The sequence below is a fragment of the Aureimonas jatrophae genome, assembly GCF_900104035.1.
In the GTDB taxonomy this organism is placed as follows: domain Bacteria; phylum Pseudomonadota; class Alphaproteobacteria; order Rhizobiales; family Rhizobiaceae; genus Aureimonas; species Aureimonas jatrophae.
Genome location: NZ_FNIT01000001.1, coordinates 222,561 through 244,054 on the forward strand (window position 1 = coordinate 222,561; position 21,494 = coordinate 244,054).

General features: G+C 68.9%; 23 protein-coding genes and 1 riboswitch. Of the genes, 20 read left to right on the forward strand and 3 right to left on the reverse strand.

What is annotated here, in order from left to right:
• The first annotated feature begins 3 nt into the window (after positions 1-3).
• The 13 genes from BLQ76_RS01055 to BLQ76_RS01115 all read left to right on the forward strand — a co-directional run bounded on the left by BLQ76_RS01055 (position 4) and on the right by BLQ76_RS01115 (position 12,426).
• On the forward strand, positions 4-990 hold the full coding sequence (locus BLQ76_RS01055) for a Gfo/Idh/MocA family protein (RefSeq protein WP_090667631.1): 987 nt from the start codon (positions 4-6) through the stop codon (positions 988-990).
• Between the two features lie 100 nt (positions 991-1,090).
• On the forward strand, positions 1,091-2,110 hold the full coding sequence (gene mepA, locus BLQ76_RS01060; protein WP_090669424.1) for a penicillin-insensitive murein endopeptidase: 1,020 nt from the start codon (positions 1,091-1,093) through the stop codon (positions 2,108-2,110).
• Positions 2,111-2,186: 76 nt separating this feature from the next.
• Complete coding sequence (locus tag BLQ76_RS01065; protein ID WP_090667634.1) at positions 2,187-3,215, forward strand: glucokinase; 1,029 nt, start codon at positions 2,187-2,189, stop codon at positions 3,213-3,215.
• A gap of 96 nt (positions 3,216-3,311) precedes the next feature.
• The gene (locus BLQ76_RS01070) at positions 3,312-5,129 is read left to right on the forward strand and encodes an ABC transporter ATP-binding protein (protein WP_090667637.1); all 1,818 of its coding nucleotides are present in this window, start codon (positions 3,312-3,314) and stop codon (positions 5,127-5,129) included.
• Positions 5,126-5,944: a 4-hydroxy-tetrahydrodipicolinate reductase gene (gene dapB / locus BLQ76_RS01075; protein WP_090667639.1), complete on the forward strand. Its 819-nt coding sequence runs from the start codon at positions 5,126-5,128 to the stop codon at positions 5,942-5,944. Before BLQ76_RS01070 ends, dapB begins: the two co-directional genes overlap by 4 nt.
• A 27-nt stretch (positions 5,945-5,971) precedes the next feature.
• Positions 5,972-6,604, forward strand: coding sequence for a 2,3-bisphosphoglycerate-dependent phosphoglycerate mutase (locus BLQ76_RS01080; protein WP_090667641.1), 633 nt, complete (start codon positions 5,972-5,974; stop codon positions 6,602-6,604).
• 49 nt (positions 6,605-6,653) lie between these two features.
• A riboswitch (TPP riboswitch) is annotated at positions 6,654-6,765 on the forward strand.
• A gap of 48 nt (positions 6,766-6,813) precedes the next feature.
• Positions 6,814-7,776, forward strand: coding sequence for an FAD-dependent oxidoreductase (locus BLQ76_RS01085; RefSeq protein WP_090669427.1), 963 nt, complete (start codon positions 6,814-6,816; stop codon positions 7,774-7,776).
• The gene (gene thiS, locus BLQ76_RS01090; protein WP_090667644.1) at positions 7,773-7,970 is read left to right on the forward strand and encodes a sulfur carrier protein ThiS; all 198 of its coding nucleotides are present in this window, start codon (positions 7,773-7,775) and stop codon (positions 7,968-7,970) included. The genes BLQ76_RS01085 and thiS overlap by 4 nt, the downstream gene beginning before the upstream one ends.
• Positions 7,971-7,974: 4 nt before the next feature.
• A complete protein-coding gene (locus BLQ76_RS01095) occupies positions 7,975-8,751 on the forward strand; it encodes a thiazole synthase (protein WP_090667647.1) in 777 nt (258 codons plus the stop codon).
• 8 nt (positions 8,752-8,759) lie between these two features.
• Complete coding sequence (locus BLQ76_RS01100) at positions 8,760-9,398, forward strand: thiamine phosphate synthase (protein WP_090669431.1); 639 nt, start codon at positions 8,760-8,762, stop codon at positions 9,396-9,398.
• A gap of 64 nt (positions 9,399-9,462) precedes the next feature.
• Positions 9,463-10,179: a GntR family transcriptional regulator gene (locus BLQ76_RS01105; protein ID WP_090667650.1), complete on the forward strand. Its 717-nt coding sequence runs from the start codon at positions 9,463-9,465 to the stop codon at positions 10,177-10,179.
• A gap of 90 nt (positions 10,180-10,269) precedes the next feature.
• The gene (locus BLQ76_RS01110) at positions 10,270-11,568 is read left to right on the forward strand and encodes a hypothetical protein (protein ID WP_210184128.1); all 1,299 of its coding nucleotides are present in this window, start codon (positions 10,270-10,272) and stop codon (positions 11,566-11,568) included.
• Between the two features lie 3 nt (positions 11,569-11,571).
• The gene (locus tag BLQ76_RS01115) at positions 11,572-12,426 is read left to right on the forward strand and encodes a COG3904 family protein (RefSeq protein WP_090667652.1); all 855 of its coding nucleotides are present in this window, start codon (positions 11,572-11,574) and stop codon (positions 12,424-12,426) included.
• Positions 12,427-12,430: 4 nt separating this feature from the next.
• On the opposite strand, the gene BLQ76_RS01120 is transcribed toward BLQ76_RS01115, so the two are convergent.
• Positions 12,431-13,384 carry an alpha/beta fold hydrolase gene (locus BLQ76_RS01120; RefSeq protein WP_090667655.1) on the reverse strand — a complete coding sequence of 318 codons (954 nt, stop codon included), beginning with the start codon at positions 13,382-13,384 and terminating at the stop codon, positions 12,431-12,433.
• A gap of 38 nt (positions 13,385-13,422) precedes the next feature.
• Here BLQ76_RS01120 and BLQ76_RS01125 point away from each other — a divergent pair, with 38 nt between their 5' ends.
• The 6 genes from BLQ76_RS01125 (at position 13,423) to BLQ76_RS01150 (ending at position 19,555) form a co-directional block, all read left to right on the forward strand.
• A complete protein-coding gene (locus tag BLQ76_RS01125; RefSeq protein ID WP_244519430.1) occupies positions 13,423-14,460 on the forward strand; it encodes a ribonuclease T2 family protein in 1,038 nt (345 codons plus the stop codon).
• Positions 14,461-14,574: 114 nt separating this feature from the next.
• Complete coding sequence (ettA, locus tag BLQ76_RS01130; protein WP_090667657.1) at positions 14,575-16,224, forward strand: energy-dependent translational throttle protein EttA; 1,650 nt, start codon at positions 14,575-14,577, stop codon at positions 16,222-16,224.
• 135 nt (positions 16,225-16,359) lie between these two features.
• The gene (locus tag BLQ76_RS01135; RefSeq protein ID WP_090667661.1) at positions 16,360-17,838 is read left to right on the forward strand and encodes a sensor histidine kinase; all 1,479 of its coding nucleotides are present in this window, start codon (positions 16,360-16,362) and stop codon (positions 17,836-17,838) included.
• A complete protein-coding gene (locus BLQ76_RS01140) occupies positions 17,813-18,238 on the forward strand; it encodes a response regulator (protein ID WP_244519431.1) in 426 nt (141 codons plus the stop codon). The genes BLQ76_RS01135 and BLQ76_RS01140 overlap by 26 nt, the downstream gene beginning before the upstream one ends.
• 80 nt (positions 18,239-18,318) lie before the next feature.
• On the forward strand, positions 18,319-18,969 hold the full coding sequence (locus BLQ76_RS01145) for a DedA family protein (protein ID WP_090667666.1): 651 nt from the start codon (positions 18,319-18,321) through the stop codon (positions 18,967-18,969).
• Positions 18,962-19,555, forward strand: a complete 594-nt coding sequence (locus BLQ76_RS01150) for an MOSC domain-containing protein (RefSeq protein WP_090667669.1) — start codon at positions 18,962-18,964, stop codon at positions 19,553-19,555. The genes BLQ76_RS01145 and BLQ76_RS01150 overlap by 8 nt, the downstream gene beginning before the upstream one ends.
• Here BLQ76_RS01150 and BLQ76_RS01155 read toward each other — a convergent pair.
• Positions 19,543-19,875: a DUF2293 domain-containing protein gene (locus BLQ76_RS01155; RefSeq protein WP_090667672.1), complete on the reverse strand. Its 333-nt coding sequence runs from the start codon at positions 19,873-19,875 to the stop codon at positions 19,543-19,545. The genes BLQ76_RS01150 and BLQ76_RS01155 overlap by 13 nt on opposite strands.
• Positions 19,872-20,369: an SAM-dependent methyltransferase gene (locus BLQ76_RS01160; RefSeq protein ID WP_090667674.1), complete on the reverse strand. Its 498-nt coding sequence runs from the start codon at positions 20,367-20,369 to the stop codon at positions 19,872-19,874. The genes BLQ76_RS01155 and BLQ76_RS01160 overlap by 4 nt, the downstream gene beginning before the upstream one ends.
• A 117-nt stretch (positions 20,370-20,486) precedes the next feature.
• Here BLQ76_RS01160 and BLQ76_RS01165 point away from each other — a divergent pair, with 117 nt between their 5' ends.
• A complete protein-coding gene (locus tag BLQ76_RS01165; RefSeq protein ID WP_090667680.1) occupies positions 20,487-21,488 on the forward strand; it encodes an ArsR/SmtB family transcription factor in 1,002 nt (333 codons plus the stop codon).
• The last annotated feature ends 6 nt before the right edge of the window (positions 21,489-21,494 follow it).

Consider the following 21,494-nt stretch of genomic DNA (forward strand, 5'->3'; position numbering starts at 1 on the left):
ACCATGCTGCGCTGGGGTATCATGAGCGGGGCGAAGATCGCCCGCGAGCAGGTCATTCCTGCCGTTCTGAAGGCAGAAGGCTGCCGCCTGGAGGCGATCGCTAGCCGCGACCGCTCGCGCGCCGAGACGCTGGCGCTCCATTTCGGCGCGCCGCATGCCTTCGGCTCCTACGAGGCGATGCTGGAGAGCCCGGAGGTGGACGCCGTCTACATTCCGCTGCCGACCTCGCAGCATGTGGAGTGGACGCTCAAGGCGATCGAGGCCGGCAAGCACGTGCTGGTCGAGAAGCCTCTGGCGCTTCACGCCGACCAGATCCAGCCGCTGATCGAGGCGCGCGACCAGCACGGCGTTCAGGTCGCCGAGGCCTTCATGGTGCGCTACCACCCGCAGTGGCTCCTCGTGCGTCGCTTGATCGAGGAGGGCCGCATCGGTCGCCTGCGACACGTGCAGGGCGCCTTCAGCTACCACAACGTCGACCCCGCCAACATGCGAAACCAGGTCGAGCTCGGCGGCGGCGCCTTGCCGGACATCGGCGTCTACCCGGTGGTGACGACACGGCTTTCGACCGGACTCGAGCCCGTCAGCGCCCGGGCGCGCATCGAGCGCGACGCCCGGTTCGGTACCGATATCTTCTCGGAATGCGAGGTCGACTTCGGCGCGTTCCGCCTGAGCTTCTACCTTTCCACCCAGCTCGCCGCGCGCCAGACCATGGTATTCCATGGCACCGACGGTTTCATTGAGGTCGACGGCGCCTTCAACGCCGGCCTCTATGCCCAGGCGGCCGTCCACTGGCACGACCAGAATCACGGCCATGCCGAGTCCTGGCGCTTTGGCGCCGCCGACCAGTACCGGCTGCAGGCCGAGGCCTTCGCGCGCGTGGTCGCCGGTTCCGACGAGCGGTTGTTCAGCCTGGAGGAGTCGGTGCTCAACCAGCGCGTGATCGACGCGCTCTATGCCTCCGACCGCAACAAGGCCGACGCGCCGGTCTGATCCACCGCGCAAGCTCCAAGCTATCCGCCCGCCTTAGTTTCGCCCGGGGCGCCGCCGACAGGTGGCGCTGCGACGCGTGGAGAGTGGGATCATGGGGCAGATGGCGAAACATGGGCGCTCTGCGGCTCTGCTGGCGGCTCTCTTCCTGACCGGTACCGGTACGACGCTCGCCCAGACACCGGCCAAGGAACTCTTCGGCGCGGAGGCCCGCCCCTCGGAGGGACCACCGGCCGCGATCGGGTTCTATTCGCGCGGCTGCCTGCAGGGCGGCATGGCCATGCCGGCCGACGGTCCGACCTGGCAGGTCATGAAGCCGTCGCGCAACCGGGCCTTCGCCCATCCCGCCATGATCGCATTGCTTCAACGCATCTCGCGCGACGCGGCGGCCGAGGCCGGTTGGCGTGGCCTCCTGTTCGGCGACATGGCTCAGCCGCGCGGTGGCCCGATGCGCGACGGCCATGCCTCGCACCAGATCGGCCTCGACGCCGACATCTACCTGACCGAGATGCCGAACCGACGCCTGTCGAACGCGGAGCGCGATTCGATGCCGCTGCCGTCCGTGATCGATCCGAAAACGCGCCATCTCGACGAGCGCCGCTGGCGCCCGCAGATGGCGGCGCTCATCAAGACGGCGGCCGAGGAGCCGCAGGTGGAGCGCATCTTCGTTCACCCCGGCATCAAGGAGAAGCTGTGCAAGGTGGCGGGACGCGACCGGGCCTGGCTCAACAAGGTGCGGCCCATGTACGGCCACGACTACCATTTCCATGTCCGCATGAAGTGCCTGCCCGGCTCCAAGAGCTGCGAGCCGCAGGAGTCGACCGGCAAGGGCGACGGCTGCGACAAGCTCGACTGGTGGTTCGACGTCGCCCTGCAGCCGCCGCCACCGAACGCCAAACCCTACAAGAAGCCGCCGCCGATCTTCATGACCGCGCTGCCGAAGGCGTGCGCAGCAGTTCTGAAGGAGCCGGACGCGCCGGGCGCGACGGTATCGGCCGCCGCCCGTCCCGTGGCGTCGCCGCCGGCCGCAGCCTATGCGGCGCCCGAGCCCGTTGCCGCGCCGCCAACCGCTGCCGCCCCCTCCGGCGGCATGCCGATGCCCCGTTTTCGCCCGGGCGGCTGAGCGCGGCTTTTGCCGCCGCCCTTCGAATGCTAGGGGGAGGGCGCAGACGGCTTCAAACGATTGAAACGGGTGACGTATGACCGCCACGCACGAGAGCGCCGACGCCTTGAAGTTCCCGATTCTGATCGGGGACATCGGCGGCACCAACGCCCGCTTCGCGATTCTGGTGGACGCCTTCGCTGAGCCCAAGACCTTTCCGGTCGTCCAGACCGCCGACTTCAAGAACATCGATGACGCGATCCAGGACAGCGTCCTCGACAAGACGTCGCTTCAGCCGCGCTCGGCCGTTCTGGCCGTCGCCGGTCCGATTGACGGCGACGAGATCGACCTCACCAACTGCCCCTGGGTGGTGCGCCCGCGCGACCTGATCCGCGATCTCGGCTTCGAGGAGGTCATCGTTCTCAACGACTTCGAGGCGCAGGCGCTGGCCGTCTCCGCCTTGCCGGAGACGGGACGCACGCAGATCGGCGGCGGCACCGTGCGCGAGGGCGCGAGCCGCGTCGTCGTGGGGCCCGGCACCGGCCTCGGCGTGGCCGGCCTCGTGCGCGCGCGCAAGATGTGGATCCCGGTGGCGGGCGAGGGCGGCCACATCGACCTCGGACCCCGCACCGATCGCGACCGCGCGCTCTGGCCTCACCTCGACACGATCGAGGGGCGCGTGTCGGCCGAGCAGGTCCTGTGCGGACGCGGCCTCGTGAACCTTTACCGTGCAATCTGCCGGACGGACGGTGTGGAAGCGAGCCACGTCACGCCGGCCGAGGTGAGCGACGCGGCGCTGCGCAACGAGGATGCGCGGGCATCCGAGGCTGTCCATCTGTTCGCAACCTATCTCGGCCGCGTCGCCGGCGATCTGGCGTTGATCTTCATGGCGCGCGGCGGCGTCTACATCGCGGGCGGCATCTTCGGTCGCCTCGTGCCGATGCTGCGTCCGGCCGAGATTCGCGCCGCCTTCGAGGACAAGGCGCCCCACGCGGAACTCCTCCGCGACATCCCTCTGTTCGCGATCACGCTGCCGCTGGCGGCCCTGGCGGGCCTGGCCACCTTCGCCCGTTCGCCGCGCTTCTACGGTCTCGAGACGACCGGTCGGCGCTGGACGCGCGTCTGATCACGGCCACGGCGGTAGGCAGAAACCGGCTTTGCGGCTATAGAGCCGCCGCGAGCCGCGTTTGTGTGACGGCCGACATCATCTGAACGGGCCGGCTTGAAGAAGACCCTGTCGCTCTCCGCCCCGGAGGAACGGGGCCAGGCCTGGCGCGTCCTGCGCCGCGTGATTGCCGAGAACGGGCGGGCCCACCTGCGCGGATACGCGGTGGCGGTGGTCTGTCTCGTCCTCGTGGCGCTGTCCACGGCGTTTCTGGCCTGGATCATGCGCGACGTGATCGACCAGATCTTCGTGGCGGGCAACCGGGCCGTCCTGTTCTCGCTTCCGGTCGCTGTGTTCCTGTCGTTCCTCGTTCGCGGCTTTGCGACCTACGGGCAGGGCGTCATCCTCGCCCGGATCGGCAACGACGTCGTCGCCCGCTACCAGCGTCGCCTCTTCGAGCATCTGACGAGCCTGTCGGTCGGATACTTCAACCGCACCCGGTCTGCCCAGCTCGCCGCCCGCATCAACCAGAACGTCTCGGGCGTGCGCGACACGCTGAACCTCACGGTCACCTCGATCGCGCGCGATCTCCTGACGCTGATCTTCCTGGTCTTCGCGATGATCTGGCAGGACTGGGTGCTGTCGCTGATCGCGCTCACCGCCGGGCCACCGATCGCCATCATGATCGCGCGCCTGTCGCGCAAGCTGCGCAAGGCGACACGCCAGTCGGTGGATCTGAATGCCCGCGTGCTCGGCGCCATGCAGGAAACCGTCCAGGGCATTCACGTGGTGAAGGCCTTCACCATGGAGGCGGGTCTCCAGGACCGGACCGAGACGCTGATCCGCGCCGCCGAGGAGCGCTCCAACCGGATCGCCACGATCACGGAACGCTCCGGCCCCGTCACCGAGACCGTCGCAGGCCTGGCCGTCGCGGCCGTGATCGCCTGGTCGGGCTATCGCGCGATCGTCTACGGCACCTCGCCCGGCGCGATGTTCGCCTTCATCACGGCGCTGCTCCTCGCCTACGATCCCGCCCGCCGCCTCGCTCGGCTTCAGGTTCAGCTCGAGCGCGCGCTGGTGAACGCGCAGATGATCTACGAGATTCTCGACGAGACGCCGGAGCAGGCCGATCGGTCGGGCACCGTGCCGCTTCGCGTCGCAAACGGCGAGGTGCGGTTCGAGGATGTGCGCTTCGGCTACCATCCCGGCGAGCCCGTTCTGCGCGGGCTGTCCTTTACCGCCCCCGCGGGGCGCACCACGGCGCTGGTCGGCGCGTCGGGCGGCGGCAAGACCACCGTTCTGGCGCTTCTCGAGCGCTTCTACGACCCCGAGGCCGGCCGCATCCTGATCGATGGGCAGGATATCGCGGGAGTCCAGCAATCGTCGCTGCGGCGGCAGATCTCCTACGTGCCGCAGCATCCGACCCTGTTCGAGGGCACGATCCGCGACAACATCCGCTTCGGCCGGCCGGAGGCGAGCGACGCCGAGGTCGAGGACGCCGCCCGCCGGGCCCAGGCCGAGGAGTTCATCTTGGCGGCGCCGCTCGGCTACGACACGCCGGTCGGCGAGAACGGGCTGACCCTGTCGGGCGGTCAGCGTCAGCGCCTGTCGATCGCTCGTGCGCTGCTGCGCGATGCCCCGATCCTCGTGCTCGACGAGGCGACCTCGGCACTCGACTCGCGCTCCGAGGCGCTGGTGCAGCGCGCGCTCGACGAGGCGATGCGCGAGCGAACCGTGATCGTCGTGGCCCATCGCCTGTCGACCGTGCGCCACGCCGAGCAGATCCTCGTCGTGGATCGGGGTCGGATCGCCGAGCACGGCTCGCACGACGAACTCATGGCGCGGCCGGGCGGCCTCTACGCCCGCCTCAACGCCATGCGGCCCGACACGGTCGAGGACGACGAGGCGCAAGAGGCGAGGGCAAGGGTATCATGAGCGAAGACCTGCGGCTGGCGATCCTGGGAGCGGGCGGGCGCATGGGGCGCACGCTCCTTCACCTCGCCGGCGAGACGCCGGGCCTGCGCGTCGCGGCGGCCCTGGAGCGCGAGGGGTCCGAACTCGCCGGCACGGACGCCGCCGGGCTCGGCGGGCCGCCGGGGCTTCGTGTCGAGACCGATGCCGGCGCGGCGCTCGAGCGCGTGGACGCCGTGATCGACTTCACCGCGCCCGCCGCCAGCGTCGCGATCGCTGCGCTGGCGGCGCGTCGCGGCCTCGTTCACGTGATCGGCACGACCGGCTGCACGCCGGGCGACGACGCACGGATCGTCGAGGCGGCTGCGGGCGCGCGCATCGTGAAGTCCGGGAACATGAGCCTTGGCGTGAACCTTCTCGCGGTGCTGCTGGAAGAGGCGGCAAGAGCCCTGCCGGCCGAGCTCTTCGACATCGAGATCCTGGAAATGCACCACCGTCACAAGGTCGATGCGCCATCCGGCACGGCGCTGCTTCTGGGGCAGGCCGCGGCGCAGGGGCGTGGCGTCGACCTGGACGGGACCAGCGTGCGCGTGCGCGACGGGCACACCGGTGCGCGGCCGCAAGGCGCCATCGGCTTTGCCACGCTGCGCGGCGGCTCGGTGGTCGGCGAGCACGCGGCGATCCTGGCTGGCGAGGGCGAGCGTATCGAGCTGACGCACCGCGCCGAGGACCGGGCCATCTTCGCGCGCGGCGCCCTGCGCGCGGCGACCTGGGCCGCCTCGCAGCCGCCCGGCCTCTACTCCATGCGCGACGTCCTCGGCCTCGCGCGTCCCGCCTGACCATCCAACGGAGGAAGCCAGACCCCTATGTCCTCGACCTCGAACCGAACCCTCGTTCTCGTGCGCCACGGCCAGAGCGAGTGGAACCTCAAGAACCTCTTCACGGGTTGGCGCGATCCGGGCCTGACGGAGCAGGGTGTCGCCGAGGCGAACGCGGCCGGCGATCGCCTGAAGGCGGCCGGCCTCCATTTTGACATTGCCTTCACCAGCGTTCTGAGCCGCGCCCAGCGCACGCTGGACCTGATCCTCGACCGCACCGGGCAGACCGGGCTCGAGACGATCCGCGACCAGGCCCTGAACGAGCGCGACTATGGCGATCTATCGGGCCTCAATAAGGACGACGCCCGCGCCAAGTGGGGTGAGGAGCAGGTGCATGTCTGGCGCCGCTCCTATGACGTGCCCCCGCCGGGCGGCGAGTCGCTCAAGGACACCGGCGCCCGCGTCTGGCCCTACTACATTCACACGATCCAGCCGCGCGTCCTGGCCGGCGGCACCGTGATTGTCGCGGCCCATGGCAACTCGCTGCGCGCGTTGATCATGGCGCTTGACGGCCTGACGGGCGAGGAGATCGTCAGCCGCGAGCTCGCGACCGGCGTTCCCATCGTCTACCGGCTGAACGCCGACTCGACGGTCGCCTCGAAGGACGTTCTGGACGCCTGAGGCCGGACCGGCGCGTCGGTTGACACCGGCGCGCCATGGCTTACGCTTGCAGCCAACCAAGGGGAGTTCCGGCAGGGAACTGAGAGGCCGCCAGATGGGCGCGGCGACCCTTCGAACCTGATCCAGCTCAGACTGGCGTAGGGATGGCGCTGCATGACCGACGATCCGAACCCCACCTGTTTGGCGCTGAACCGCTGGAGCGCCGCATGATGCCCGTCGCAATCTTGGGTGCGGGCGTTGCGGGTCTCACCACGGCCGTCCGCCTCGCGGAGGCGGGGCGCGAGGTCGTGATCCACGAGGCGACGCCTCGGCTGGGCCTGCGCGCCGCCTCCTGGCTGGCGGGTGGGATGCTGGCGCCCCGTTGCGAGGCGGAGACCGCCGGAGATGCGATCGTCGCACCGGGGCTCGAAGGCATCGGCTGGTGGCGTCGGCAGACGCATGTCGACCAGCGCGGCACCCTGGTTCTCGCCGCGCCCCGCGACGGCGCCGAGCTTCGGCGCTTTGCCAGTCGCACCAGCGGCCACGAGACGCTGGACGCCGAGGCGATCGCCGACCTCGAACCGGACCTCGACGGCCGCTTCTCGCGTGCCCTGTTCTTTCCCGAGGAAGCCCATCTCGACCCGCGCCGGGCGCTCGGCGATCTGGCACGGCGCCTGGAGGAGCTGAAAGCGACGATCCTCTACGGCTCCGACGCCGAGCCCGCCGCCTTTCGCGGCGAGATCGTCGTGGACTGCCGGGGCCGGGCGGCAGAGGCCCGGCGTCTGCGGGGCGTGCGCGGCGAGATGCTGCTCGTGCGCTGTCCGGATGTCGCGCTGACGCGCCCCGTACGTCTACTGCATCCGCGCTGGCCGATCTACGTCGTGCCGCGCGGGGACGGCCTCTTCATGGTGGGCGCAACCACCGTTGAGAGCGAGAACGACGGACCGGTGACGGTGCGCTCGACGTTGGAACTCCTGTCCGCCGTGACGACGCTCCATCCCGCCTTCGCGGAAGGGGAGATCCTTGAAACCGGCGCCGCGCGCCGTCCGGCGCTGCCCGATAACCTTCCGACCGCGACGCGTCGGGGCTCGGTCGTCACCTTCGCTGGCCTCTACCGCCACGGCTTCCTTCTCTCGCCGCACGTCTCCGCCGAGGCCGCGCGGCTCGCTCTCGAAGCGTCGGAGTTCGCATGATCCTTCTTGTCAACGGCGAGCCGCGCGAGGTCGCGGCCTGCGATCTCGACGCCTTGGTCGCCGAACTGGAACTCGAGCCGTCCGGCGTCGCCACCGCGCTCAATCGCGAGTTCGTGCCGCGCGGCGAACGCGGCGCGACACTGCTGCGAGCGCACGACGCGGTGGAGATCCTCTCACCCATGCAGGGCGGCTGACGCCATGCGGCTCTACGATCGCACCTACGCGTCGCGCTTGATGCTCGGCACCGCGCTTTATCCCTCGCCGGCGATCATGCGCGAGGCGGTGCGCGCTTCGGGCTCGGCCTTGGTCACGGTATCGCTGCGGCGCGAGCAGAGCGCCGGTGCCGGCACGGGGGCGCCCGGCTTCTGGTCCGAGATCCGCGATCTCGGTGTCGAGTTCCTGCCCAATACCGCGGGCTGCCATACGGCGCGCGAGGCTGTGACGACGGCGCGTATGGCGCGCGAGCTGCTCGGCACGAACCTCGTAAAGCTCGAGGTCATCGCGGACGACGACACGCTCGCGCCCGACGTTTTCGGCCTGGTCGAGGCGGCGCGCACGCTAGTCGACGACGGCTTCGACGTCCTACCCTACACGACCGAGGATCTGGGGACGGCCGAGCGTCTGCTCGAGGCCGGCTGCCGTGTTCTCATGCCTTGGGGCGCGCCGATCGGCTCGGGCCTCGGCCTCAACAACCGCTACGGCTTGCGCTCGCTGCGCGAGCGCCTGCCGGACGTCCCGATGATCGTGGATGCGGGCCTCGGGCGCCCCAGCCATGCGGCGGACGCGATGGAGCTGGGCTTCGACGGGGTGCTTCTCAACACGGCCGTGGCCAGCGCGGGCGATCCGGTTCGCATGGCCGCAGCCTTCCGGCAGGCTGTAGAAGCCGGGCGCGCGGCCTTCGAGGCCGGCGCGATGGAGCCGCGCGACATGGCCGCGCCGTCCAGCCCGCTCCTCGGGCGGGCGGCACTGGCATGACCCCACCGCTGCAGCTCGACCCGTTCTATCTTATCCTCGACGATGCGGACTGGATCGAGCGGCTGGTGCCGCTCGGCGTGCGTCTCGTGCAGCTGCGCGCCAAGGGCATGCAAGAGAGCCGACTGCGCCTCGAGATCCGCCGATCGCTCACCGTCTGCCGGGCGCATGGCTGCGCGCTGGTCGTCAACGACCATTGGCGTCTGGCGATCGAGGAGGGAGCGGACATCGTGCATCTCGGCCAGGAGGACCTGGCGGCAGCGGATGTCGGCGCGATACGGCGGGCGGATCTGCGCTTGGGCGTCTCGACGCACGACCGGCGCGAGTTGGAAATGGCGCTGCGTGTGGAGCCCGATTACGTCGCGCTCGGACCGATATGGCCGACCATCCTGAAGGCGATGCCCTGGGCGCCGCAGACGCCCGAAAGGCTGCGCGAGTGGCGCACGCGGATCGGCGACCTGCCGTTGGTGGCGATCGGCGGACTCAACCCTGACGAGCGTCTTCGCGCGGTTCTCGAGAACGGCGCCGACAGCGCGGCGGTGGTCACCGACATCACGCGAAATCCCGATCCCGAGGCGCGGACACGTGAATGGATCCGTGCTACGGCTGCCCAGCGCGTACGACCTGAGGAAGAACTTCGTACGATGTAACACTCATGGGTTGCATTGATTGTACAACCATGAGTATGGTGGCGCGTCTTTCAAAGGATGTGTCATGTCGCTCGCCAAGCCGTTCAATACCCGTCCGCTCTACCAGCAGGTCGCCGACGAGTTCATCGCGCGCATCGTGTCGCGCGCCTGGGCGCCCGGCCAGTCGATCGAGAACGAGGCCGAGATCGCCCGTTCGCTTGGCATCAGTCTGGGCACGGTGCGCAAGGCCTTCGACATCCTGACCGAGCACAAGCTCCTGGAGCGCCAGCAGGGCAAGGGTACGGTGGTCACCGACTTCACCACCGGCAAGATGCGCTCGCGCTTCTCCAACGTCGTAGACCGCAGCGGCGAACGCGTCTCGGGAGAGGTCGAGATCGGCGGCGTCCACCTTGCCGTGGCACCTGCGGACGCGGCCGACCTTCTGCAGGTCAATGCCCGGACGCCGGTTCTCCAGTTCGAGCGCCGCCGCACCCATTTCGGCCGGATGTTCATGACGGAGGAGGTCTACCTGCGCGTGGACGCCAGCGCGCGCGACCTGTCTCAGGACGCGCTGGAACAACTCGCCTTCGCGCGCTGGACGGGCCACGATCTCGCCACCCACAAGCGCGAGAGCGTGACCGCCGAGGCGGCGACCGCGGCCGACAAGCGCAACTTCAAGATCAAGGAGGACACGTCCATCCTCAAGCTGCGCCGACTGATCTGCTCCTATCAGGACCGCCCGCTGGAACTGCGTTTCGCGCGGGTCCATCTCGGCTCGGACCTCGTCTACGCGTCGGCCTGAGGCACGTCCTAGCGCAGCCTTAATGTTTGCTTAATCCTCGGGCTTCGGGCGACCCTCGTTCCGATTCGCGCCCCGAGGATCTTAAGCGTCATGGCCGCATCGCATTCCTACACGCTGCGCGGCCAAGTCGCCCGGCTGGAACTGACCACCCGGATGACGCTCGCCATCCTCGCGACCGCGAGCGGCGTCTTCACCTACCTGGGCGTTCGCGAGCTTCTGGACGGCGACGCGTCCACCGTGTTCTTCGGTGCGATCATCTACTCGGTCTCCGTTTCCGTCGGCATCTATGCCTTCTGGAGCTACCTCATGCGGATCATGCCGCATGTGCGCCGCCCGGCCGGACGGCGGATGCTCTACCTCGCGATGGCGCTGGGCGCCGGCATGATCATGGCGATGAGCGCCTGGCTGAACGCGGCGGCGCTGGCGGGAGCGGCGGCGCTCGAGCAGCACATGTCGGTCACCACCGAGGAATATCAGGGCAAGCTCAACCAGGCGCACGAGAACGCGCTCGCCGCCCAGAGCCTTCTGCCCGACATCCAGCTGGCCTCGCAGCGCTTCGCGCGTCTCGCGGACGAGGAGCGCTCCTCGGGCGCGCTGACCGGTACCTCCGGTTCGGGCACCGTGGTTCAGCTTCTGCAGCAGATGTCGAGCCAGCTCGGCAGCCTGCAGACCGAGATCGAGGGTTCGCGCGAGGCCGTGCGCGATCTTTTCGAGGACGGCGGCAAGCGCTTGGCCGAGATGCGTCGCATCGTGGCGACCGATGGCAGCGTGAAGGCGCGCGGCACCGAATACGCGGCCCAGGCGACAGAACTCGCCGGCATCATCGGCTCGCTGCAGCAGACCTCGGTCGCCCCGTCCGTGCGCCGGGCGGCGGAAGACCTCGGGCGCACCTTCATCGCGCCCGCCGCCGACGGCTCGGATGCCGCGCTTCAGGGGCGTCAGACTGCGGTGGTGGAGCAGGTCGGGGCGGCGGTCCGCCAGCAAAGCCAGGTCCTGGCGCAGGCGGCCGATGCTATCCTCGACCGTCCCTATGTCGAGCCCGTGCGCTTCGTCCCGCTTTCGGCGCCGGAAGCGGTGGTGATGTATGCGCGCGACTTCCTGCCGTCCTGGGCGGGCGCCATCTCGATCGACCTGATGCCCGCCGTCCTCGTCTTCATCCTGTGCATCGTCCAGGACCAGATCCGGCGCGAGGAAGGGGAGGACGAGGCGGAGTTCGGCGACATGAGCGCCCTCGACATGATGCGGGCGCTGCGCCTTCAGCAGCGTCTGGCCGCCGTGGATGGCGGTATCCAGGCGTCGCCGCCGCGCGAGGGGCCGGCGCTGGTTCCGGACGACGATGTCGTGCAGCAAAACGAGCCGTCCTTCGCGCCCGTGCGCCAGTCCCGCTAGGCGATGAGCGACGTCCATGCCTCGCCGGGGCGGCTCGAACGGTGGCTGCTCGCGATCCCAGACGGCGCGGTGCTGCGCCTGATCTTCTTCGGCCTGCTGACGCTGGGTGCCACGATCCTATGGCAGGATTTCCAGGCCGGGCTCGAGGCAGGGCGCGACGCGGCCCGCACCGAGCGCACGCAACCCATGCCGCTCGCCCCCGCACGGCCAGGGGATCAGCTTCGACCCTATCTGCCACGCGCGCTGCCGGTTGCGCCCGATCGCGGCGTGCCCCGCATCCCCGGCTTCAGCGAGCCGTTGGACGGCGGCGCGCTCGCCGCATCCATGCGCTTCGAACGCGTGGCGGACGGTGAGCTGGCCGCCGTCGGACGGATCGATCCTGGCACGGCGGAACGGCTTCGGGCGGCGCTGAAGGGAGCGGGCGGTGAGGGCGTCACTCGTCTCGTTCTCCACTCGCCGGGTGGCTCCGTCGAGGACGCGCTTGCGATGGCGCGTCTTCTACGGGAGCGCGGTCTCGAAACGCGCGTGCCGGCCGACGGCTACTGCGCTTCGGCCTGCCCGCTGGTCTTCGCCGGTGGAACAGCGCGTGCCGCGGGCGAAGGCGCCTGGATCGGCGTCCATCAGGTCTACGCGGCGGACCCGTCAGCCGCCCTGCGCGATATCGACCGCTCGATCGGCGATATCCAGACCACCACCGCCCGCTGCCAGCAGCTGCTGGTGGATATGGGTGTCGATCCCCGCGTCTGGATCCATGCGATGGAAACGCCGGCGGCCGAACTCTATGTCCTGACGCCGGACGAGCTGCGTGAGTTCAAGCTGGTCTGGGACGAGAGCCAAGCCGAGCGGGAAGCCGGTTGACCGGCTAGTCGGCGGAAACGGACGCGAGAAAGGCGTGGAGTGCGGCGATCGCCCGTCCTCGCATCGGTTCGGTCTCGTTCAGCGTTTCGTGCCGCGCGCCCCGCACGATCAAGGTCTCGACCCGGCGCGAGCCCGCATGCCGCAGCCGCTCCGCGAGGCGCTCGACCGCCGCGCCTCCGCGCGTTGCAGGGTCCTCCGATCCGCCGAGACAATGGATGGGCAGCTCGCGCGGCAGGTCCGCGAGGTTGGTCTCGCGCGAGGCGGCTCGGATGAGTTCGATCACGTCCTCGGCCATCGACACGGTCGGCGTCCAGCCGCAAAGCGGATCGGCGATATAGCGGTCGACGACGGTTGCATCGTGGGTCAGCCAATCGACCGGCGTGCGGGCGCCCGGAACGCTTTTGGCCCAGCTTTCGAAGGTCGCGCGTGCGAAAACCGCACTGGCGACGTCGGATCCCTTCAACGCGCGCTCGGTGCGTAGGGCCAGCCGCCCGGCGGCCACCGACGGTCCGGTGTCGAAGTTGCTGTTCCAAACGAGGAGGCCCGCCAGACCGGATCCGAAGGTGCGCGCGAAGTTCAGCGCCACGAGTCCGCCCATCGAGTGACCGAGCACGACGATCGGGATGCCGGGATGGTCGGCTTCGGCGCGCAAGCGCACGGCCTGCGTGTCGCGAACGATCTTGGAGGCGCCGTGCCGGGACGCGAACCGTCGAAGCGGCGCATCCTGCGCCGTGGTCGAGCCGTGACCGCGCTGGTCGTGCGCATAGGACGCGACGCCGTGCGCCGCGAGTTCCTCCATGACGCGGGCATAGCGCCCGGCATGTTCCGCCAGCCCGTGCAGGATCAAGAGCACGAGGCGCGGCCGGCCGGCGGGACGCGATCGGTAGAGGCGCAGCGCGGCGCCGGTGAGGCTGTCGAGAACGGATGCGTCGGGCAAGGCTGGTCGGTCGTGGCTCATGGGGCTAGTTCATGCAGCAGTGTAACGACGAGGTCGGCATGCGACACGCACAAACATTAGGTCTGATGCTTGCCTTCGGCTCGGCCTGGATGCTCGGGCCCGGACTTGTGTCGGCTCGGGCACAGGTTCCCATGAGCGGCAGCTTCACGGCGGAAGCCTCGTGCTTCGCGACGCCCTCGATCCGCTCCGACGACAATCCCGGCCGCGTCGTCACGGTACCGGGTACGAGCTATGTGCTTCTGGGACGCAACAACGATCCGGGCAGCCATTACCTGATCCGTGTGCCCGGAGCCGCGCCGGAGCGGCGTTGGGTCGCCTTCGGTTGCGGCCGCGTGGGCGAAGTCTCGCAAAGTGCCGAGCGGCCCGCCGCGCCCGCTGCCGCTCCCGCGTCGCCCACCGCGACCGCTGGCCGCCCAACCTCCGGCTACGCGCAGGACTTCGTGCTCGCGGCCAGCTGGCAGCCGGCCTTTTGCGAAACGCGGCGGCGCGTGCGCGAGTGCCGCGACGGCGCGGCGGACGCCGACGGCTTCACGCTTCACGGCGTCTGGCCGCAACCGCGCGATCTCGCCTATTGCGGGGTGGCGGCGCGCGAGAAGGGACTGGCCGAGAGCCGCCGCTGGCTGGACCTGCCGGAGCTGCCGCTTGGCGCTGAAACGCGGCAGAGGCTGGCCGCCGTCATGCCGGGGGTCGCCTCCGGTCTCGACCGATACCAATGGGCCAAGCATGGGTCGTGCTGGGGCGGGGCGCCGGATCGCTTCTTCGCGCGCTCCGCCGGGCTTATCCAGGCGCTGAACGCCTCGCCGGTGCGCGACCTCGTCCTGTCGCGCGTGGGCGGAACGCTCAGCGCCAACGAGATCCGCGCTGCCTTCGACCGGGCCTTCGGGCCGGGCGCAGGCGACCGGGTGCTCGTGGACTGTTCCGGCGGTCGTGGGCAGGAGGCGCGGATCCAGGAGATTCGCATCACGCTGCGCGGCGACCTTTCCGCCGACGCCTCGCTCGCCGAACTGATCGCCAAGGCGCCGACGCAGCCGCGCGGCTGCCGCGAAGGGATCGTCGATCCGCCCGGCTTCGGCTGAAACGGGCTCGAACGCACGCGGGGGCGCCGTCCAAGGGCGTTGCTCCCGGCGCTCCCATGCCTTACCTGTGCGCCACCTTTCCTTCTCGTCCGCAAGTTTGGAGACGCGCGCTCGATGGCACGCCAGTTCATCTACCATATGGCCGGCCTCACCAAGGCCTACGGCACCAAGAAGGTGCTGGAGAACATCCACCTGTCCTTCTACCCGAGCGCCAAGATCGGCATCCTCGGACCCAACGGCGCCGGCAAGTCGACGCTGCTCAAGATCATGGCCGGCACCGACAAGGAGTTCACCGGCGAGGCCTGGGCCGCCGAGGGCGCGACGGTCGGATACCTGCCGCAGGAGCCCAAGCTCGACGAGTCCAAGACCGTGTTCGAGAACGTGATGGAGGGCGTCGCCGACAAGCAGGCGATCCTCGATCGCTACAACGAACTTATGATGAACTACTCCGACGAGACCGCCGACGAGGGCGCCAAGCTCCAGGACGTCATCGACTCGCAGAACCTCTGGGACCTCGAGAGCCAGGTCGAGATGGCCATGGACGCGCTGCGCTGCCCGCCGGGCGATGCCGCGGTGGGGCCTCTCTCGGGTGGTGAGAAGCGCCGCGTGGCGCTGTGCAAGCTGCTCCTGTCCAAGCCCGACATCCTGCTTCTCGACGAGCCCACCAACCACCTCGACGCCGAGACCATCTCGTGGCTCGAGAAGCACCTGCGCGAATACGAGGGCGCGGTGCTGATGATCACCCACGATCGCTACTTCCTCGACAACGTGACGGGCTGGATCCTCGAGCTCGATCGCGGCCGCGGCGTGCCGTATGAGGGCAACTACTCGACTTATCTCGAGAAGAAGGCCAAGCGCATGCAGCAGGAGGGGCGCGAGGAGGACTCCCGCATGCGCGCCCTCTCGCGCGAGCGCGAGTGGATGCTGCAGGGCGCCAAGGCCCGCCAGACGAAGTCCAAGGCGCGCATCAAGGCCTACCACGAGCTCGTCGAGCTGGCCGAGAACCGCAAGCCCGCTGACGGCAAGATCGTCATCCCGACCGGTGAGCGCCTCGGCCAGAAGGTGATCGAGGTCGAGAACATCTCGAAGAGCTACGGCGACCGCGTCCTGATCGACGGCCTGTCGTTCAAGCTGCCGCCAGGCGGCATTGTGGGCGTGATCGGACCGAACGGCGCGGGCAAGTCGACCCTCTTCAAGATGCTCACCGGTCAGGAGAAGCCCGACGCCGGTGCCATCACGATCGGCGAGACCGTCGATCTCGGTTATGTCGACCAGAGCCGCGACCATCTCGACCCCTCCAAGAACGTCTGGGAGGAGGTGACCGGCGCCGTCGATATCATGAAGCTCGGCAAGTACGAGATGAACAGCCGCGCCTATGTCGGCAACTTCAACTTCAAGGGTCCCGACCAGCAGCAGAAGGTCGGAACCCTGTCGGGCGGCCAGCGCAACCGCGTCCACCTCGCCAAGATGCTGAAGTCCGGCTCGAACGTCATTCTCCTGGACGAGCCGACCAACGATCTCGACACCGAAACGCTCGCCGCGCTGGAGGACGCGCTGGAGGAGTACGCGGGCTGCGCCGTCGTGATCAGCCACGATCGCATGTTCCTCGATCGCCTGGCCACGCACATCCTGGCCTTCGAGGGCGACAGCCACGTCGAGTGGTTCGAGGGCAACTTCGAGGACTACGAGCAGGACAAGATCCGGCGGCTCGGTCCCGAGAGCGTGAACCCCAAGCGCCCCACCTACAAGCGCCTGACGCGCTGACGTCATCTTTCCGAAACATGCCCTGCGCCTATCATCCTGGCGCAGGGCGGCATGGGCAGGAGAAAATGCCGTTCCATCAGAGGGATCGATCGCCGCGATCCCGTGTTTGGGCAACAGCGATGCGACGGCAGGCATATGGAACGGATCGGCTTCCACCAGTTGTTCTCGGCTCTTCCGAGCCCTCACATGGTGCTGGACCGCAATCTTTGTTTTTCGGCCGCAAACCCGGCCTACCTCGATGCCACGAACCGTAGTTTCGAGGACCTCGACGGGCGCTTCCTGTTCGACGTGTTCCCCAACGACGGCGAGGGGCGGGAGGTTCTTCTCCGCTCGCTGAAGCGCGTTCTGGACACCGGCGAGCCGGACACGATCGCCTACATCGAATACGAGATCCCGAGGCCCGAGCGGCTTGGGGGCGGCATGGAGCGCCGGTACTGGACCGCCGTTCACACGCCCTTGCGCGACGCGCGCGGCGAGGTTCAGTTCATCCTGCAGAACACGGTGGACATCACGGAGCTGGCGCGCCTGCGAGCCGCCGCCTCGGATCCGTTCGGCGACTCGTTCGGCGCGGCCGTGGAACTCGTCCAGCGGGCGAGGGAGGCCGAACATGAAAACCGGACGCGCGCGGATCCTCTCGACGCCTTTCGTCGCCTCTTCGACGAGGCGCCCGGCATCATCGCTCTGCTTCAGGGGCCGGACCACACGTTCACCTACGCCAACCAGGCGTATCGCCGCTTCGTGGGAGACCGCCACCTCGTCGGGCTGGCCATTCGTGACGCCCTGCCGGAGGTCGTGGAGCAGGGCTTTCCGGATCTTCTCGACCACGTGTTCGCGACCGGCGAGCCGATGCTGGGCTTCGGCGCCCGCGTTCTGATCGGCGATCCTGCCAGGGGCGCCACGAACGAGACCTATCTCGACTTCTCCTACACCGCGATCCGCGACTCGGCCGGCGACATCTCCGGCATCCTCGTGCAGGGCTACGATCGCTCCGACAGCGTGCGCGCCAACCAGCGCCAGCGTCTCCTTCTCGACGAGCTGAACCACCGCGTGAAGAACACGCTCTCGACCGTTCAGTCGCTCGCCCGTCGCTCCTTCTCGTCGACGGGCGACCCGCAGGCCGCGCGCCGCGTGTTCGAGGCCCGCATCCTCGCCCTGTCGAACGCCCACAACCTTCTCAGCGAGCACCATTGGGAGTCGGCCGAACTCGCGACGATCCTGCAGCTCGAAATCGAGGCCTTCGGCAGCGACCGGGTGCGCGCGGAAGGCGAGGGCATCCGGCTCAATCCCAAGGCGACGATCGCGCTCGCCATGGTGTTTCACGAGCTCGCGTCGAACGCGCTCAAATACGGTGCGCTGGCGGGGCCGGACGGACGGGTCACCGTCTCGTGGGAGCGTGATGGCGACGAGGTTCGTCTGGAATGGCGCGAGGAGAACCTGCAGGCGTCGATCGATTCGATCGCGTCGGGCTTCGGCACGCGCATGCTGAAGCGCATCGTCGAAGGCGAACTCCTCGGCCGGCTGTCGGTTGACTTCCCCCCACGCGGCCTAGCTTGGTCAATGGTCGTGCCATGCCATGAGATCGAGGACCTTGGGACCCAACTCCGACAGCACTGATCGGTCCCGCCTCGCCGGACTGCGCGTCTTCGCGGTGGAAGACGAGAGCATCGTCGCGATGCAGCTCGAGGATATCCTCTGCGACCTCGGCTGCGATCTCGTGGACCTCGCGATGCGTCTGCAGAAGGCTCTCGATCGGCTGGCCGAGGAGCCCGTGATCGAAGCCGCCGTTCTCGACGTCAACATCGCCGGCGAGAAGGTCTATCCGGTCGCAGAGCGGCTGCGGGAGCGGGGCGTGCCGATCGTCTTCGCCACCGGATACGGACGCGGTGGCCTCCAGCCGGAATGGCAGGACTGCGAGGTCATCCAGAAACCCTACACCGAGGCGCAGATCGCCGATGCCCTCGTGCGCGCGCTCGACGCTGCCCCGATTCACGACCGAGTGAACGCACAGGGTTAACCGGCTCGTGGGTGGGCGATTGCGCGCACCCCGTGCTAACAAGCCGCAACCCCCGGGATCCCCACGGAGCTGACTATCGCATGGACACCTTCGTTCAGAGCCTGATGCAGAACCTCGGCGTGTTCGGCATCGCGCTTCTCATGTTCCTGGAGAACATCTTCCCGCCCATCCCGTCGGAGCTGATCATGCCGCTGGCGGGCTATCAGGCGGCCTCCGGCGAACACTCGCTGGTGGCGGTGATCCTGGCGGGCACCGCGGGCGCCCTGGTTGGCATTCTGCCCTGGTACTACCTCGGCCGCGCCTTCGGCGAGAAGCGCATCGTGGCGCTGGCGGACCGTTTCGGCCGCTGGCTGACGATGACCGCCGAAGACGTCGAGGCGGCCGATCGGTGGTTCCGGCGCTACGGGATCTGGGCGGTCTTCCTGGGACGCCTCGTGCCCACCGTGCGCACGTTGATCTCGGTTCCGGCCGGCCTGTCGCGCATGCCTCTGCCGACCTTCCTGCTTTTTTCCGCCCTCGGCACGCTGATCTGGACCACGGGCCTGACCATGGCCGGTTATCTTCTTGCATCGCAGTACGAGCGCGTGAACGACTATGTCGGTCCGGTCTCGAACATCGTAATCGCGGCGGTCGTGGTGCTCTACCTCTACCGCGTCATCACCTTTAAACCGCGTCCTCGCAGCCGGCCGATCGACCTGCAGTCCGACGAGATGGGCGACCACCGTGCCTGACGTCGCGATCCGCCGCGTCGGCGCACGACGCATCGAGGCCCGTGTCGCGGGCCTCTTCCGGACCGAGGCCAACGGCTTCGAGACGGTCAGCATCGAGTCCCTCAACCTTGGCTTCGATGGGATCGCCGGGGATCGGCACGGCGGCCCGACGCGTCGCACCGGCGGGCGCGAGCCCTGGTATCCGCGCGGCACCGAGATCCGCAACGAGCGTCAGGTGTCGATCCTGTGTCCCGACGAGCTGGCCGGCGTCGCCGACGCCATGCGCCTGCCCGAGCTCCGCCCGGAATGGATCGGCGGCAACCTGCTTCTGGCAGGCGTGCCTCATCTCTCCTGGCTGCCGGCCCGCACGCTGATGATGTTCGAGAACGGGGCCTCGCTGAAGGTCGAGGGCGACAACGCACCCTGTCGTCAGTCCGGCCGGTCGGTCGCGGCGCGCTTTTCGGGACGCGACGACATCGAGACCGGTTTCGTGCAGGCGGCGCGCCGGCGACGCGGGCTGGTCGCCTGGGTCGAGAAGCCGGGCGCCCTGCGCCTCGGCGAGCGCGTCGACATCCGGCTGCCGGAGCAGTGGATCTACGAGGGCTGATCCTCGTCGTCCGCCGCCTCGTCCTCGGTGGAAACGAGGTGGCGCGTCGCTCCCCAATGGTCCAGCGTCTCGTTCACGGCTTCCACGACGAAGAATCGCGCCTCGTCGCGGCTGTAACCCTCGTCGCGCAGTTCGTCATAGTCCGTGTGCTGGTGGCGCACGTGGGCCAGCGTTGCGAGCCATACCGCGCTGGCCGGCGACAGGTCGCGCATGTGCCGTGCGTTGGCCGCCTCGCGGATCGCCTCGGCATCGAGGAAGGGTACGCGCGGCAGGAGAAGCGTCAGGTTCTCCGCCACGAGGCGCTGGCGCCGCGTCGTCACGAGAGGTCGTCCGGTGCGTGGTCGACGCTCGGCAGGTAGGGCTTGATGTCGAGAAGCGGCGTGCCGTCCAGGACATCGAGCGCGTCGAGAACGAGCGTGCCGCTATCTCCATCGATCGAGACGAGCCGCACCAGGTGCAGTCCGATCGGGTTCGGCCGAACGGGCGAGCGCAGCGAGAACGTGCCGCGCGCCACAGTGGCATGACGCGGCATCTGCAGCGCCAGATCGCGGCGCGCTTGGCTAAGCCATGTCAGCAGCCAAGCGTATCCGCCCGGCGCCAGACCGTCGAGGGCCGGACGAAAGGGCAGGTCGATCCGGGCCCGGAACGAGCCGTCCTGTGAGCGCTCGCGCGCCTCGCGCATGTTGCGCGGGCAGCTACCGCGCTCGCGCCACGGGCTCTCCAGATGACCGATGAACGCCAGTCGCGCGTCGTCCCGGTCGCCGGGATCGACCGCGAAGGGAACCTCGCCCTCCCGCACGCCCGAACGGGTCATGACCGGATCCGACGCCGGGACCATGGGAGGCAACCTTGAGAAGCCCCTTGCCCAACGCATGCCAAACACATAAACATATCTTTATATGATTTTGGCGCGAACCGGGAGGCGCACCACGTGGCGGCCACCTTCGCCCGAACCGTCGATATCCTCAAGGCCGTCGCCGAGCCGACGCGCTTGCGCCTGCTCCTCCTGCTGGCCCGACAGGAGCTGACGGTTTCCGACCTCACCACCATCCTGCGCCAGTCGCAGCCGCGCGTCTCGCGCCACCTAAAGCTTCTGACCGAGGCCGGTCTGGTTCATCGACACCAGGAAGGCGCCTTCGCCTTCTTCCGCCTGGGTGACGAGGCATCGGTGCACGATCTGCTCGCCACGCTCGGGCGTGGGCTCGACGATCCCGAAGGACTGCTGGCCGGCGACACGGAACGGCTCGGCGCGGTGCGACAGCGACGCGCCGAGCGGGCCGCCGTTTATTTCGCGCAGAACGCCGCAGAGTGGGATCGCATGCGCTCCTTCTCCGTACCCGACGCGGTGGTGGAGCGGGAATTGGCGGATCTTCTTGGAGAGGGACCTCTCGGGTCGGTGCTCGATGTTGGCACGGGGACGGGACGGCTCCTGGAGCTTCTGGCCCCCCGCGCGGATCGGGCGGTCGGCATCGACGCCTCGCGCGAGATGCTGCAGATCGCGCGCGCCAAGCTCGATGCTGCCGGCCTCGCGCAGGCCAGCGTTCGGCAGGGCGATGCCTACCGCTTGCCGGTTCCGCGCGCGAGCTTCGACCTCGTGACGATCCATCAGGTGCTGCATTACCTCGACGATCCCGCGGCCGCGGTTCGCGAGGCGGCCGGCGTGCTCAAGCCCGGCGGACGCCTGGCGATCGTCGACTTCGCGCCGCACGAGCAGGAATTCCTGCGCGACCATGCGCATCAGCGCCTCGGCTTCTCGGCCGAGACGCTGGCGGGCTTTCTCAGGGCAGCCGGCCTCAGGCAGACGCGCCTGCGCGAGTTGCCGCCCGCCAATGGCCGCGCCGATCATCTCACCGTTCTTCTGGTTCTGGCGGAGCGCGACGTCGCGATGTCGCAGCCGAACCTCGTCCCGCTGGCCGCTGCACAGGAGCTTTGACCTCGG